At 40.0% G+C, this 13661-nt stretch carries 18 protein-coding genes; 7 read left to right on the forward strand and 11 right to left on the reverse strand.

Annotation, left to right across the window (positions count from 1 at the left end; all coding sequences use genetic code 11):
* Positions 1-12: 12 nt before the first annotated feature.
* Together MHH40_RS01705 and acnA are read right to left on the reverse strand one after the other, a co-directional pair.
* A complete protein-coding gene (locus MHH40_RS01705; RefSeq protein WP_050944895.1) occupies positions 13-516 on the reverse strand; it encodes a TlpA family protein disulfide reductase in 504 nt (167 codons plus the stop codon).
* A 72-nt stretch (positions 517-588) separates the two neighbouring features.
* Complete coding sequence (acnA, locus tag MHH40_RS01710; protein ID WP_050944896.1) at positions 589-3318, reverse strand: aconitate hydratase AcnA; 2730 nt, start codon at positions 3316-3318, stop codon at positions 589-591.
* 220 nt (positions 3319-3538) lie between these two features.
* Here acnA and sspO point away from each other — a divergent pair, with 220 nt between their 5' ends.
* The 4 genes from sspO to MHH40_RS01730 all read left to right on the forward strand — a co-directional run bounded on the left by sspO (position 3539) and on the right by MHH40_RS01730 (position 5041).
* Positions 3539-3685, forward strand: a complete 147-nt coding sequence (sspO, locus tag MHH40_RS01715) for a small acid-soluble spore protein O (RefSeq protein ID WP_003210995.1) — start codon at positions 3539-3541, stop codon at positions 3683-3685.
* Positions 3686-3701: 16 nt separating this feature from the next.
* Complete coding sequence (locus MHH40_RS01720; protein ID WP_012010105.1) at positions 3702-3848, forward strand: small acid-soluble spore protein P; 147 nt, start codon at positions 3702-3704, stop codon at positions 3846-3848.
* A gap of 102 nt (positions 3849-3950) precedes the next feature.
* Positions 3951-4352, forward strand: a complete 402-nt coding sequence (locus MHH40_RS01725) for an Hsp20/alpha crystallin family protein (protein ID WP_050944897.1) — start codon at positions 3951-3953, stop codon at positions 4350-4352.
* Between the two features lie 260 nt (positions 4353-4612).
* On the forward strand, positions 4613-5041 hold the full coding sequence (locus MHH40_RS01730; RefSeq protein WP_044141405.1) for a DUF2621 domain-containing protein: 429 nt from the start codon (positions 4613-4615) through the stop codon (positions 5039-5041).
* Between the two features lie 171 nt (positions 5042-5212).
* Here the strand turns inward: MHH40_RS01730 and MHH40_RS01735 are convergent, their stop codons facing one another.
* Complete coding sequence (locus tag MHH40_RS01735) at positions 5213-5695, reverse strand: CcdC family protein (RefSeq protein WP_050944898.1); 483 nt, start codon at positions 5693-5695, stop codon at positions 5213-5215.
* A gap of 94 nt (positions 5696-5789) precedes the next feature.
* Positions 5790-6497: a cytochrome c biogenesis CcdA family protein gene (locus tag MHH40_RS01740; RefSeq protein ID WP_050944899.1), complete on the reverse strand. Its 708-nt coding sequence runs from the start codon at positions 6495-6497 to the stop codon at positions 5790-5792.
* A 208-nt stretch (positions 6498-6705) separates the two neighbouring features.
* On the opposite strand from MHH40_RS01740, the gene MHH40_RS01745 reads away from it, so the two are divergent.
* Positions 6706-6879 (forward strand): aspartyl-phosphate phosphatase Spo0E family protein, encoded by a 174-nt coding sequence (locus MHH40_RS01745; RefSeq protein WP_371475009.1) that lies wholly within the window; start codon positions 6706-6708, stop codon positions 6877-6879.
* A 263-nt stretch (positions 6880-7142) separates the two neighbouring features.
* Here MHH40_RS01745 and MHH40_RS01750 read toward each other — a convergent pair whose 3' ends face one another.
* From MHH40_RS01750 to yneA, 6 genes are all read right to left on the reverse strand, one after another.
* Positions 7143-7361 carry a YneF family protein gene (locus tag MHH40_RS01750; protein ID WP_003212379.1) on the reverse strand — a complete coding sequence of 73 codons (219 nt, stop codon included), beginning with the start codon at positions 7359-7361 and terminating at the stop codon, positions 7143-7145.
* A gap of 84 nt (positions 7362-7445) precedes the next feature.
* Complete coding sequence (gene sirA / locus MHH40_RS01755; RefSeq protein ID WP_003212113.1) at positions 7446-7892, reverse strand: sporulation inhibitor of replication protein SirA; 447 nt, start codon at positions 7890-7892, stop codon at positions 7446-7448.
* A 198-nt stretch (positions 7893-8090) separates the two neighbouring features.
* Complete coding sequence (gene tkt, locus MHH40_RS01760) at positions 8091-10094, reverse strand: transketolase (protein ID WP_050944901.1); 2004 nt, start codon at positions 10092-10094, stop codon at positions 8091-8093.
* A 187-nt stretch (positions 10095-10281) separates the two neighbouring features.
* Positions 10282-10512 (reverse strand): DUF896 domain-containing protein, encoded by a 231-nt coding sequence (locus MHH40_RS01765; RefSeq protein WP_003211509.1) that lies wholly within the window; start codon positions 10510-10512, stop codon positions 10282-10284.
* 69 nt (positions 10513-10581) lie between these two features.
* Positions 10582-11229 carry a YneB family resolvase-like protein gene (locus MHH40_RS01770; RefSeq protein WP_003211322.1) on the reverse strand — a complete coding sequence of 216 codons (648 nt, stop codon included), beginning with the start codon at positions 11227-11229 and terminating at the stop codon, positions 10582-10584.
* 17 nt (positions 11230-11246) lie between these two features.
* Positions 11247-11558, reverse strand: coding sequence for a cell division suppressor protein YneA (gene yneA, locus MHH40_RS01775; protein ID WP_003211955.1), 312 nt, complete (start codon positions 11556-11558; stop codon positions 11247-11249).
* Between the two features lie 159 nt (positions 11559-11717).
* Between yneA and lexA the strand changes: the two genes are divergently transcribed.
* Positions 11718-12338 carry a transcriptional repressor LexA gene (gene lexA, locus MHH40_RS01780; RefSeq protein ID WP_003212311.1) on the forward strand — a complete coding sequence of 207 codons (621 nt, stop codon included), beginning with the start codon at positions 11718-11720 and terminating at the stop codon, positions 12336-12338.
* A 45-nt stretch (positions 12339-12383) separates the two neighbouring features.
* On the opposite strand, the gene MHH40_RS01785 is transcribed toward lexA, so the two are convergent.
* Entirely contained in the window at positions 12384-12818 is a 435-nt protein-coding gene (locus MHH40_RS01785) for a hypothetical protein (protein ID WP_003212431.1), read from the reverse strand.
* Between the two features lie 294 nt (positions 12819-13112).
* On the opposite strand from MHH40_RS01785, the gene MHH40_RS01790 reads away from it, so the two are divergent.
* On the forward strand, positions 13113-13655 hold the full coding sequence (locus tag MHH40_RS01790) for an IseA DL-endopeptidase inhibitor family protein (RefSeq protein WP_003211360.1): 543 nt from the start codon (positions 13113-13115) through the stop codon (positions 13653-13655).
* Positions 13656-13661: the final 6 nt, after the last annotated feature.

Here is a 13661-nt window from a genome sequence, read left to right on the forward strand (position 1 = left end):
AAAGCTGAATCATTATAGATCCAGCTCTTGCTCAATTTCTTTTTTTGTCAGCATTTGATGCTTCACAGACATGATGCGTCCTTTTTCATCTAATATGTATGTCGTGGGGTATGAAAGCACCTGATATCGTGCTTGAATGCCTTTTTGATCCAATAAAATAGGAAAGCTCAGCTTTAATTCATCTGCAAATGCTGCAACATGATCTTCACTTTTTTCAGTGGTCGTTAAATTCACTGCAAGTACTTCGACCTGATCATATTCGCTTCTAATTGCGTCTAGATCCGGCATTTCTGTCCTGCATGGCTTACACCATGTCGCCCAAAAATTGACGAGCACCTTTTTCCCTTTGTAATCAGATAACGAGGCCGTTTGACCATCAAGGGTTTTAAGTTCAAAATCAGGGGCTTGATCCCCTTTTTCAAGACCAATTGCGGGCTCTTTTGGTTCAAGTAAATTCCACACAAGTAAACCAATCAATACAAGTAAAACAGCGCTTGCTATTCCTTTTTTCCACATGATTGATCCTCCACTATTTTAAAAAAGAAGAGAAAGCTGTCTAGGCGCCTTCTCTTCTTTGCTGTATGAGTATTAGTTGCTTGCCAATTTTTCACGAAGTACCATTTGAAGGATACCACCATGACGATAGTAGTCAATTTCGACTTCACTGTCAAAGCGAACAACCACTTCAAATGTTTTCTCATTGCCATCTGTATCAATTGCTTTCACAGTGACAAGATCACGTGGACGAACTGTTTCATCAACTTCAACTTCAAATGTTTCTGTTCCTGTTAGTCCATAAGTTTCTGCACTTTCTCCGTCTTTAAACTGTAAAGGAAGTACACCCATGAAGACAAGGTTACTTCTGTGGATACGCTCAAAGCTTTCAGCTAGAACGAATTTAATTCCAAGAAGGTTTGTTCCTTTTGCAGCCCAGTCACGGGAAGAACCCATTCCGTAGTCTTTACCTGCTAAAATCGCAAGACCTGTGCCATCTTCTTTATAACGCATGCATGCATCATAGATGGATGTCACTTCACCAGTTGGCCAGTACGTTGTATATCCGCCTTCTGTTCCTGGTGCGATTTGGTTCTTAATACGGATGTTTGCAAAAGTACCTCTCATCATGACATGGTGGTTACCACGGCGAGATCCATATGAGTTAAAGTCTCTAGGAGATACGCCTCTTTCTTGCAAGTATTTACCCGCAGGTGTGTCTTTACCAATCGCTCCAGCAGGAGAAATATGGTCAGTTGTCACAGAGTCACCGAACTTCGCAACGACGCGCAAGCCTTTAAGCGGTTCAACTTTACCAGGTTCAACTGATAGGTTTTCAAAGAATGGCGGGTTGTCAATGTATGTGGAATTTTCATCCCATTTATACAAAGCATCATCTGTCGTTTTAATTTCATTCCAGCGGTCATTGCTGTCAAATACAGTTTCATACTCTGAACGGAAGAGTTCAGGTGTGACTGTGCTTTTCACGACACTGTTGATTTCGTCCATTGATGGCCAAATGTCATTGAAATAAACGTTCTCACCGTTTTTATCCACACCGATAGGGTCTTTTGTTAAATCGATATTGACCGTACCAGCAAGTGCATATGCCACAACTAATGGTGGAGATGCAAGGTAGTTTCCTTTTACAAGCGGATGGATACGTCCTTCAAAGTTACGGTTACCTGATAAAACAGATGTGATCAGCAGATCATTTTCAGAGACAGCATCCTCAATTTCTTGTGCAAGCGGTCCTGAGTTACCGATACATGTTGTACAGCCATACCCAACGATGTTAAATCCAAGGTCTCTTAAGTATGGAAGAAGACCTGAGTTCACGAGGTATCCTGTCACAACCTTAGAACCTGGCGCTAGTGACGTTTTCACGTAGTTTGGCACCTTCATGCCAAGCTCACTTGCTTTCTTCGCAACAAGACCTGCTCCGATTAAGACGTAAGGGTTTGATGTATTCGTACAGCTCGTAATCGCTGCAATCGCAATCGCACCTGTCTTCATCACAGCTTTTTCACCATTTGCTAGATCAAATTCAATTTGTTTATCCAGCTCTGATTTTTCTAATCCAAACCCTTGGTTACCAGCTGGGCTTTCGATGTGCTGATGGAACGTCTCTTTCATTTCTGAAAGTGGAATCAAATCTTGTGGACGCTTTGGACCAGATAAGTTTGATTCAATTTGAGAAAGATCAATTTCCACAACATCCGTAAAAATTGGGTCCTCTACATCTGGCGTATAGAATAAGCCATTTGCGCGAGAATATTCTTCAACGATATTAATTTGCTCTTCATCACGTCCAGTAAGGCGAAGGTAAGCAAGAGCTTCCTCATCTACTGGGAAGAATCCGCAAGTAGCCCCGTATTCAGGCGCCATATTCGCAATCGTTGCACGATCTGCTAGCGGCAGCTGTGCAACACCTGGTCCGAAGAACTCAACGAACTTGTTCACTACGCCTTTTTCACGCAGAACTTGTGTCACTTTTAATGCAAGGTCAGTTGCAGTCGTTCCGTTTGGAAGTTCTCCAACTAATTTAGCACCAATGACTTCTGGTACTGGGAAGTATGAAGGCTGACCGAGCATACCAGCTTCCGCTTCAATACCGCCAACGCCCCATCCAAGTACGCCGATCCCGTTGATCATGGTTGTATGAGAGTCAGTACCAACCAATGTATCTGGGTAAGTGATGATCTCGCCATCTTCTTCAATCGCATGAACAACACTTGCAAGGTACTCTAAGTTTACTTGGTGAACAATCCCTGTTGCAGGCGGAACAGCTTGATAGTTATTAAACGCTTTCTTTGCCCAGCTAAGGAAGTTATAACGCTCTGCGTTACGTTCGAATTCTAAATCCATGTTAATGTTTAATGCATCTTCAGTTCCAGCTTTATCAACTTGTACTGAGTGATCAATAACAAGGTCAACTGGAATTTCAGGGTTGATTTTATCCGGATCCCCACCTACATCTGCCATTGCTTTTCTTAATGAAGCAAGGTCAACGACGGCTGGTACACCCGTGAAGTCTTGTAAAATAACACGAGAAGGTTTAAATGGAACATCAATTTCTTTGACCTCGGCAGTTCCCCATTTTGCCAAGTTTTCAACGTGTTCCTTTTTGATCACTCTACCGTCTACTTGGCGAAGCACTGATTCTAAAAGTACCTTAATGGAATAAGGCAGCTTAGAAACATTTCCGATTCCTTGTTTCTCTAGTGCTTCTAACGAATAATAGTGATACGTTTTCCCATTTGTCGAAAACGTTTTTCTAGATTGAAAAGCGTCTTGTTTAGCGACTTGCTGCTGTTTCGACATATCCAAAATCCCCCTTTTGATGATCAAGATCAATTTCAATTCTCAGAAAAATCGTCGTATTTCACCACAATTTTCTCACAATTTCATCTTAAAACAAATTCATACATAAGTAAATAACAATGCTTTTATTAAATTCAATAAGTTTAACTTATCATCAGGAAATGATTACTCTTCATAAACGAAGCGGGGCGGGCTCATACTACAAATGAGGTGATAGAACATGACAAAACGTAAAGCAAATCATGTGATTGACGGCATGAATGCAGCCAAAAGCCAAGGTAATGGTGCAGGCTATATTGAAAATGACCAACTCGTTTTAACAGAAGAACAAAGACAAAACAATAAAAAACGTAAAAAAAACCAATAGGAAAGGAGCAAGCATCATGACGAATAAAAACACAGGAAAAGACATCCGTCAAAACTCGCCTAAGGAGCATCAAAGCGGACAGCCTGAGCCATTATCAGGCAGTAAAAAAGTAAAAAACCGCAACCATACAAGACAAAAGCACAATTCTCATCACGATATGTAAACATTCTCCTCTCATCCCGTGGCAAAACGGAATGTTTTAGGTCTTTCACACATTTCAGTTCTCAACATATCATTTATTATGAGATGTGATGGAGGAGTGTCTATGGAGAATGAAAAGCAATCGAATTCCTCTGATTTTCTAGAAATAGATGATTGGCTCAATGTTTTAATGGATGATCCATTTGCCTGGTATGATGAACACCTCCCAATTGACCTTTATGAAACAAGCCGTGATTATATTATTGAGATTGATGTCTCCACCCTATCGATCACCGATGTAAAGCTGACCTTCGCTGGACATGAGCTGACTCTCTGTTGCACGGTACAAAAGCCAAATGTTGAAGGCGAACAGCCAATTGAAAAAAGTGTCATGCTCCCTTTTTATTTGAACGACAAAGAGATTGAAACAGAATACGAAAACCGAATCATTTCGATAAGAATTAAAAAAAGTTCCGACCATCCACGCGGGGCATTTTCCTTTCAAATCCCGCACTTCAAACATTAAGAGCCCACCTTCATTTGGTGGGCTCTCTTCCGTTCGTGTCAAGTCAATACCTTTTGCGAACCACCATGGCCAAATAGTAGAGTCGCTATATGATAAGGTATTCTTTTTCTACTAGATGGTTTGGGTCTTTCTAGTAAATGGGCAGTTATGAATGAAAAAAGGCGTTCATAGAGATGAGAGACATACATTTTTGTTATTTTCTTCTATCATCGCTTCATGTAAAATAAGATAGAGAGACGAGGGGTATAAGGAGTGAGAACATGTTAAGCGGCTGGTTTTTGTGGTTCATTTTATTTTGGGGTACGGTGATGATCGGATTACTCGCAATCGGTGGCTTTTTTATGTTTCGCAAATTTTTAAAACGATTGCCGAAGGAAGATGGGAAATCAGAGCTTGATTGGCAGGATGAATATATTCAAAAGAGCCTCCACCTATGGCGGGAAGAAGACAAACAGCTTTTAAATGAGCTTGTATTACCTGTTCCAGAGCTGTTTAGAGATGTCGCCAAAGAAAAAATTGCAGGAAAAATTGGCGAGCTGGCTTTAAAAGAACAAGCTGCCAGCATTAATTTAGACTTAATCATTCGCGGCTATATTATCGCTACACCAAAGCGTGATCATAAGTTTTTATTGAAGCGCCTTCAAGAAAAAAACATCGATCATACGCCATATGAGGCGTTATTAAAATAACCTCCTTTATAAAAAGGAGGTTCAGCGTGTAGACAAACCCTCGCATTCTTTGTCAGTCTGTGCGCTGGTGCTCACCCATCCTAGACTTCAAAGGTTTTCTATCACGCTGAAAAGAAAGAAGACAAAGGGCTAAAATAAAGATCATTTTAGCCCTTTGTCAACAATCTGGGTTTAATTCATTTGAACCTGCTGCGGATCTAATTGCTTAGACAGCTTTCTAAACGACAAATACATGGCAACGCGCCAAGGTACAATCATGCCAAAGGCAAGTATCCAAAACATTCCGCTTAGAGAGCCATAATCAATAGAAGAACTCAGGATCGTCTTCATCCCGATACGAAGAACAAGAAGTCCAATGAGAATAAACACAAATGCTTTTGAACGCTTTAAGTAAATCTCGTTCCCTCTAATTTCAAACTTCGATGTTTTGATTAAAAAGATGGAGAAAAACATCCCCACTGTGATCGCTTCAAGAAATTCAGCTCCAGTTACTCGAAACATAGGAACAAAAAACATCAAAGCTCCAGTGCTCATGAAAATAGGAGGTAATATAATTTTTTTCGCGGTTGCCGGTTTTGCAGATGACTTAATGCGAATAAACATGACGGCTACCGCCATACATATTGCAATTATAGAAGAGATTAAGACCATCATATCAAATCATTCCTTTATTCTTTAAGGTCAGCCTATGTATAATATACTCCAATTGACGAAAAAAAACCATTCGCCGCGACTGTAGAAAACGATTTCAAAAGCCTGTAAATCCGCCAAACAAGGATGAGAACATGATGATAATCCATGTGAGGAGATCAAAGAACAGCAATATCCCTACCACAATCATAATGATCCCGCCAATTTTCATGATGAACTGCTGACGCTTTCTGATCCACGCCATTTTCGTAATGAAAAAGGAGAGAACAAAAAAGGGAACGCCAAATCCAAATACATACGCAATCATATAAGGCACAGCCGACTCAGGATTGTTACTCGCCAGTGCGATAACAGCAGATAAAATAGGTCCTGTACAAGGTGTCCAACCAGCGGCAAAGCCCATTCCAATGAGAATCGATCCAAAAAAACCAGCAGGTCGGTTTTTGAACTGCATTCTCTTTTCGCCCATGAGGAAAGAAGGCTGAAATACACCAAGCGTCATAAAACCAAAGAAAATAATGAGGATAGCTCCAACCTGGCGAATCGCTTGATGGTAATCATCAAAAAACTTCCCAACAAACGATGTCCCAAAGCCTATCGCAATAAAGATAATAGAGAAACCAATTAAAAAGAATAAGGTATGAAGCAGACTTCTTCTTCTCAGCATCACCTTCTCAGATTTCACTTCATCCATACTAACGCCCGTAATATAAGATAAAAACGCTGGATAAAGCGGCAGACAGCACGGTGAGATAAAAGAAAGGAATCCTGCTCCGAAAGCTAAAAAGTAATTCAAATCTGTCAAAAGAACACCCCCTTCTTACAATATACAATAAGAGATGACAAAATCATTTCATTTTTTTTACATCCTCTCAATAAAGATGGTCTATTCTCTTAAAACCTTATATAATTTAATTTGACATCGAGATAACGAATCCTTTAAATTTGAAAATAAACCTGAAAATGGATATAATAGAATCGATTCTTTTTATCAAGATTTGCATGAAAGGAACATGACTTTGGTAAAAACATCATTATTAACTCAAATCGAAGAAAAAAGAGAAGAGCTGATGAAAGTTGTGATGCACAATGGGATGACCTCAACAGTGACCATCGAACATAGCCAGCAGCTAGATCATCTCCTCTTACAATATCAACGACACTTACACTCAAACTCAGCCAACTAATCATATCTCATGATATTTATCATGCTGCACGATTTTTAGAACAGTTGATATGTGTGACCATAAACGAAACAAAAACCTCTGATAACAGGGGTTTTTGTTTTTTTACAGGAAGCTGACGCCAAAATAAAAACCACCTTCCCTGCTTCATTTAGGCAAGTACAGTGGTTTTAAAGCGTCTGATGAAGGTGAATTCAATAAAGAAAGGACAACGCTTGTCCATTCTTTATAACCATGTTCCATCTATGATCATAATATCGTACGTATTATTTCGCTTGGTTGTTCATGGCTTTCATCATTTGATTGATTTTCTTCTGGGACGGTTTCATGCCCATTTGCATCATCATCATTCGAAGCATTTGTTCATTAATTGGTGGATTCTTTTTCAAGTAGCTCATCATATACTTACGAGCAATAAAGAATCCGAGTGCAACTCCTGCAAGCAGTGCAACAACGCCTACAAGGATGACAACCCATAAATCCATAATTCTTCCTCCTTCATGTTGTCTCGTATAAAGTGTACTAAACAAAAGGCTATTATACAACATTTCACGTTCAAATTTATTTTTTTAAACAAAATTCCTCACTTTTACCGGATTGAGCCACCCGTGCTTCTTTGAACCGAAGTCCATCGCAAGGAAGCAAGGACTAATTTTTCTCAGCACTTCAAAAAACACTGCTTCTGCTTCATAACTACCGGTGGCAGACATTTGGATATAACGATCTTTTATGATAAATGCAGCCGTTCCTTTTCCATCAGGTAAGGAAGCGCTGTATATCGAGCCAATTTGTGTATAGTGAACGTTCGTTAAGTTGTTCATTAATCGCTGATGCATATGAAAAGCAGGGATTCGTTTCGTCACGTAATCCACTTGTTTCACAAGCATCACCAATTCATCTTCCGTGCGGTTCGTCCAGTGTAACGACTCAAACAAATGAAACAAAATTGATTCTCTGCCAAAATAATGATGCGCAAATTCATCCTCAATCCAATAAATATAATAATGGCGTTCCATGTCTATCCCTTCCTTTCACATTTCGTCAATCTCGTATATTGCTTGTATTATACAAAAATGTGAAAGAAAGAATTGTCTATATATGAAGCAAGAAGAAACTAGTTTTGTCAAAAAAACAAGAAAAAAGAAAAAAGTTTGCAGAGCGGATGAAAATGCTCTGCAAACAGATGAAAAAAAGCATGATGCTTGGAGACTTCGTTATTTGTTCAGCTTCGCTTTCACACGGCTGACGACATTGCTGACCGTGAAGCCGTATTTCTCAATAATGGTTTCACCAGGTGCAGAAGCGCCAAATTTATCAATGGCAATTACGTCACCATCAAGACCAGTGTAACGCTCCCAGCCAAGTGAAGCCCCCATTTCAATCGCAATACGAGCCCGCACTGCTGTAGGAAGGACTGATTCTTTGTATTCGTCTGACTGCTGATCGAAACGATCCCATGCAGGAAGACTGACAACAGACGCGCGGATTCCTTCTTTCTCAAGTGCTTTTTGCGCTTCAATCGCTAAACCGACTTCAGATCCAGATGCGAGTAGAAGTGCTTCTGGCTGCGCATCAGCAGCTTCAACGACGACGTATCCACCCTTTTCTACTCCCTCATACGCCTTCTCAGGTGCTTGGTCAATCGTTGGAAGGTTTTGACGAGTCAGAACTAGTGCTGTCGGTTTATCCGTTGAAGATACAGCCAGTTTCCACGCTGCAGCTGTTTCGTTTCCATCCGCAGGGCGAATGACAGAAAGGTTCGGCATCGCACGTAATGAAGCAAGCTGTTCAACCGGCTCATGCGTCGGACCATCTTCACCAACAGCGATACTGTCATGAGTAAAGACATAAGTGACTGGAAGTCCCATTAAGGCAGCAAGACGAATCGCTGGTCTTAAGTAATCTGAGAAAACAAAGAACGTTCCGCCGAATACACGAAGGCCGCCGTGAAGCGCCATACCGTTTAACGCGGCACCCATTGCAAATTCTCTGACGCCGAACCAAATGTTCTTACCAGCATAATGATCTTTACCAAAATCGTCTGTGTTTTTAATCGTTGTTTTGTTTGAACCTGCAAGGTCAGCAGACCCGCCAATGAAGAAAGGTACTTGCTTCGCAATGCCATTTAATACTTCGCCTGAAGAAGCGCGGGAGGCAAGACTTGAACCTGCTTCATAAACAGGAACCTCTTGATCCCAATTCTCAGGAAGCTTTCCTTCAATCGCAAGCTGCAATTGAGCTGCAAGCTCAGGGTATTCTTTTTCATATTGCGCAAATAGTTCATTCCAAGCTGCTTCTTTTTTCTGACCAGCGTCTTTTACAGCTTCTTTGAAATGATCGTACACTTCAGAAGGTACATGGAAATCTTCTTCAAACGTCCAAGAGTAAGCTTCCTTCGTCAGCTTGGCTTCGTCGCTGCCAAGTGGTGCACCATGCACACCAGAAGTTCCTGCACGGTTTGGCGATCCGAAACCGATTGTTGTTTTCACTTCAATCAGTGTAGGTCTGTCTGTGCTTTGTTTTGCCTTTTCGATAGCAGCCGTCACTTCTTCAATGTTATTGCCGTCTTTCACATAAAGAACTTCCCAGTTCATCGCTTCAAAACGATTCTTCACATTTTCAGAGAATGAACGATCTAGGTCGCCATCTAAAGAAATATCATTTGAATCATAAAGGACAATTAAACGGCCTAAGCCTAAATGACCAGCAAGGGAAGCAGCTTCAGAGGAAATTCCCTCCATTAAGTCTCCATCTCCGCAAATGCTGTATGTATAGTGATCTACAACATTAAAGTTGTCTTTGTTATACGTTTCCGCAAGATGTCTTTCTGCAAGTGCCATACCAACTGCCATGGCAATCCCCTGTCCTAAAGGACCTGTTGTAGCATCGACGCCATCTGTATGTCCAAATTCAGGATGTCCAGGTGTTTTGCTACCCCATTGGCGGAATTGTTTTAGATCATCGATGCTCAGATTGTATCCGCTTAAATGAAGCATGCTATATAGAAGCATAGAACCATGTCCCGCAGATAATACAAAACGGTCTCTGTTAAACCAATTTGGGTTTTGCGGACTTACGTTTAAGTGATTCGTCCATAAAGCGTATGCCATTGGCGCAGCACCCATCGGCATTCCAGGGTGGCCGGAATTCGCTTTTTCAATTGCGTCTATGGAGAGAGTACGTATTGTTGCAATAGATTTCAATTCAATCGTTTCCATATAAATCCCCTTCCGTATCTTGTGTACACCATTATCATAAATCTACTGTCCTTTTTTCACAACTATTTCACGCTGAAAAAGAGTGATTTTGTCACATTTAGTTTATCGATCACCTAAAAAGTTATGCAAATATGAAAAAAGATGAGAATATCCTTCCCATCTTTTCAAAATTCAAGAAACCGAAAACTTAATGAAGGTTTTGATCTCTTTCTCTTTTTAATTTTTCTGGTGTGACATCGTTTCCTTCAGGGTCAACGATTTTCACGGTTTTAAGTGTATTTTTCATAGAAGAACGAAAAGCTTTTAAATACTCTTCTCTTAATTGCTTTTGTTCTGTTTTTTCAGCGTCTGACAAACCGGTCTCTTTTGACTTTTTTGAAAGCTCATTGATTCTTGCAAGCTGATTTTTAGAAATCATGACTAACTCCTTTAAAGCATTTTCTCTACATACTACTAAATATCAATCATTTTGACAACAAATCAAGCTTTAGGTGGTCAGACCTTTTTCATATTCTTGATACCTTCTATGGACCGTTGCTTTTGAAATGTCAAAACCTAGTGCCTGAAGAGTTGCTGCGATTTCTGCGAAGGTCATGTTATTTTTTCTTAATCGAACAATTTCTGAAATCGGCACTTCAATACGCTCACGGCCAGGCGCATGATCCTGCTGTTTTAAATTCAGTTCGGGCTGATACCCTCGTTCAACGGCTCTTCTCATTCCCCGCTTGATTTTCAGGTTATGAATTTTTCGTTGATACTCTTCAACGACTCCTACGATCTCAATCACCATTTCATCTGCTTCTGAAAGCTCAAGTTCGCCTCTATGAAACGTACTGTACACCTTCACATTCTCTTTAAAAAGACAATGAAGAAGCGCAATTTTTGCTTGTCCTCTTCCGAGACGTGTTTCATCCTGGATAAGAACAGCATCAATTGACTCTTCTTTTAGTGTAGCTAGCATATCAAACACACCATCGCGATCTAGATCATACCCGCTTGCTTTTTCTTTAATGACTTTAACCACATTCATCTTGTGCATAGCAGCTAAAGCTAGCAATTCTTCTTCTTGTCTCTTCAGTGAGGTTTCCTGCTCTTCTTTGACAGTGCTTACTCTCGCATAGATGATTGCATTCATGTCTTCAATCGACCTTTCTACTGTACTGTTGCAAGTTGATATACGACTGGATGCTCTTTTTTGACTGGTATGACAAGGATGTCACCAGGCTGGATTTCTGTTGAAGCAAGATCGTTGTGCTGAGTGACCCAGTCAATAAACGCATTTTTATCGATTGATTTGCTGTCGTTTACTTGATCAGCTAACCCCCAAAGAGTATCCCCTGATTGAACTTCTATTTTAACATACTGATTTGGATCATTATGGCTTGTGACTGCAATAAGTGAGAGAAATATGCCAACGATGAATGAGAATACCCCAATAAAAATAATAGATTCTTTTAACCTCATAATGTCATCTCTCCTAATAGAATGTGTGTTCGTTCTTTCTGACACTTATTATAAATACGAACAAACGTTTCTGTCAAACGTTTTTTTCGAACCTATGTTTGTACTGTTAGGAAAAACATGCTATAATTTCTTTAAAATTGACGTTTTGAGGTGCAAAAGATGACGAAGCTATCAAAAAGACAACTCGATATCCTGACATTCATCAAAGAAGAAGTAAAAAGCAAGGGCTATCCCCCATCCGTTCGTGAAATTGGAGAAGCTGTCGGTCTAGCATCCAGTTCAACGGTTCATGGACATTTAGCTAGACTAGAAACGAAGGGCTTAATTAGAAGAGACCCGACAAAACCTAGAGCGATCGAAGTACTAGATGAAGAGGAAATGAATATTCCAAAGAGTGCTGTAATGAACGTACCAGTCATCGGAAAAGTAACAGCAGGCCTGCCTATTACGGCTGTTGAGAATGTAGAAGAGTACTTCCCTCTTCCAGAGACTTTTGCAGCACCAGATGAACAAGTATTTATGCTTGAAATTATGGGAGAAAGTATGATTGACGCAGGAATTTTGGACAAGGACTATGTCATTGTGCGTCAGCAAAGCACTGCTAACAATGGAGATATTGTCGTCGCCATGACAGAGGAAGATGAAGCGACAGTGAAACGTTTCTATAAAGAAGATACACACTTTAGATTACAGCCAGAAAATCCATCTATGGAACCGATTATTTTACAGAATGTAAGTATACTAGGTAAAGTGATTGGCGTCTTTAGAAATATTCACTAAAAAAAGCCGGTATTTCATCAGTTAATGATGAGAACCGGCTTTTTTTTATGAACAAGAATAGGCAAGAATACTCGAGCTTGGGAAGGAACCAAATGTAAAGTTCGGCCAAATAAAGCCAGTTGTTCTCCCGAAAGGCTGTGAAGATAGAACATACATTAAAAATACTTGACCGTTTCTCATAAACACAATCGTCCACCTTCTATTACATCCCGCGGCAAATTGAACCGATTGCTGACCTCCACCTGTTTGCCCTGAAATAAGTGACTGCATGCTTTGAGGCTGTGATAATGCTTGCTGATATTGCGAAACGATATGCTGTGGTGGGGCTGGCGGGGCTGATCCACTAGATCCGGGCCCAGTGCCTCCTCCTCCGATTGGAAACCCTGGAAATCCTCCAACTTGAGAAGGGAGCGACGGCCAACCTTGCATCTGCCTATCATATGAGTACCCATTCCACATACCTTCATACGGATAATACATATTCAACACCACTTTCTTAGACATTCATCACGATAGTATATGTCATAAATGAAAAAGCGTGTTGAACGTCCAAACAGAAACTTTTCCAAAAAACGTTTTGTTCTTCTTTAGAACGGTTAAGTAGTAGATATAAAGAAAAAATAAAAAAATGAAAACTTTTTGCCACCCTCAAACGTTATATATATAGAAAGAAAAGAAATAAAAAACATTTCAATTTAATACTTGTAATATCACTGTAATTATTGTAACATTTGTAACATAAGAAGTTTTCATTGAGAAAAGGAGGCAATCGCCTTGAAAAAATTATTCGTTTTATTAACTGCTATTATGCTTATGATCTCATTACAATCTACAACATTGGCCGCTTCTAAAAAACCAGCCACTTTGACAAATAAAGAAGCGTTACATATTGCCCTTGATGCACGGGAACACTTTTGGAGTGCGATGTCAGGCTACAAAATTAATGAACATTCTGATTACAAATTAAAATCATTTAGCTATAAAGACATGACTTACAACTATCTTTCTAAAACATTTGATACAAAGAAAAAACTAAACAGCTACCTATCTCAAGTTTTCACAAAAGAAGCCATCAATCAAGGTTTAAAAGACTACCAGTTCATTGTTCATAAAGGCAAAATGGCTGTTCCAGTCGGCGACGGAGACAATATGCTTAATTGGGATAAAGCGACACCTAAACTTGTCTCTAAAAAACAAACAGTCCGCACATATGAATTCACTGTCCCAACACTTGATGGACGCAAAGTACAAAGAACGGTTACGTTCGAAAAAGGACAAAAAGATTGGAAAGTCACTAAAATTGACGCTGTTATCTAAATAAAA

This window comes from Bacillus sp. FSL K6-2431 (assembly GCF_038005165.1).
Lineage (GTDB): Bacteria > Bacillota > Bacilli > Bacillales > Bacillaceae > Bacillus > Bacillus pumilus.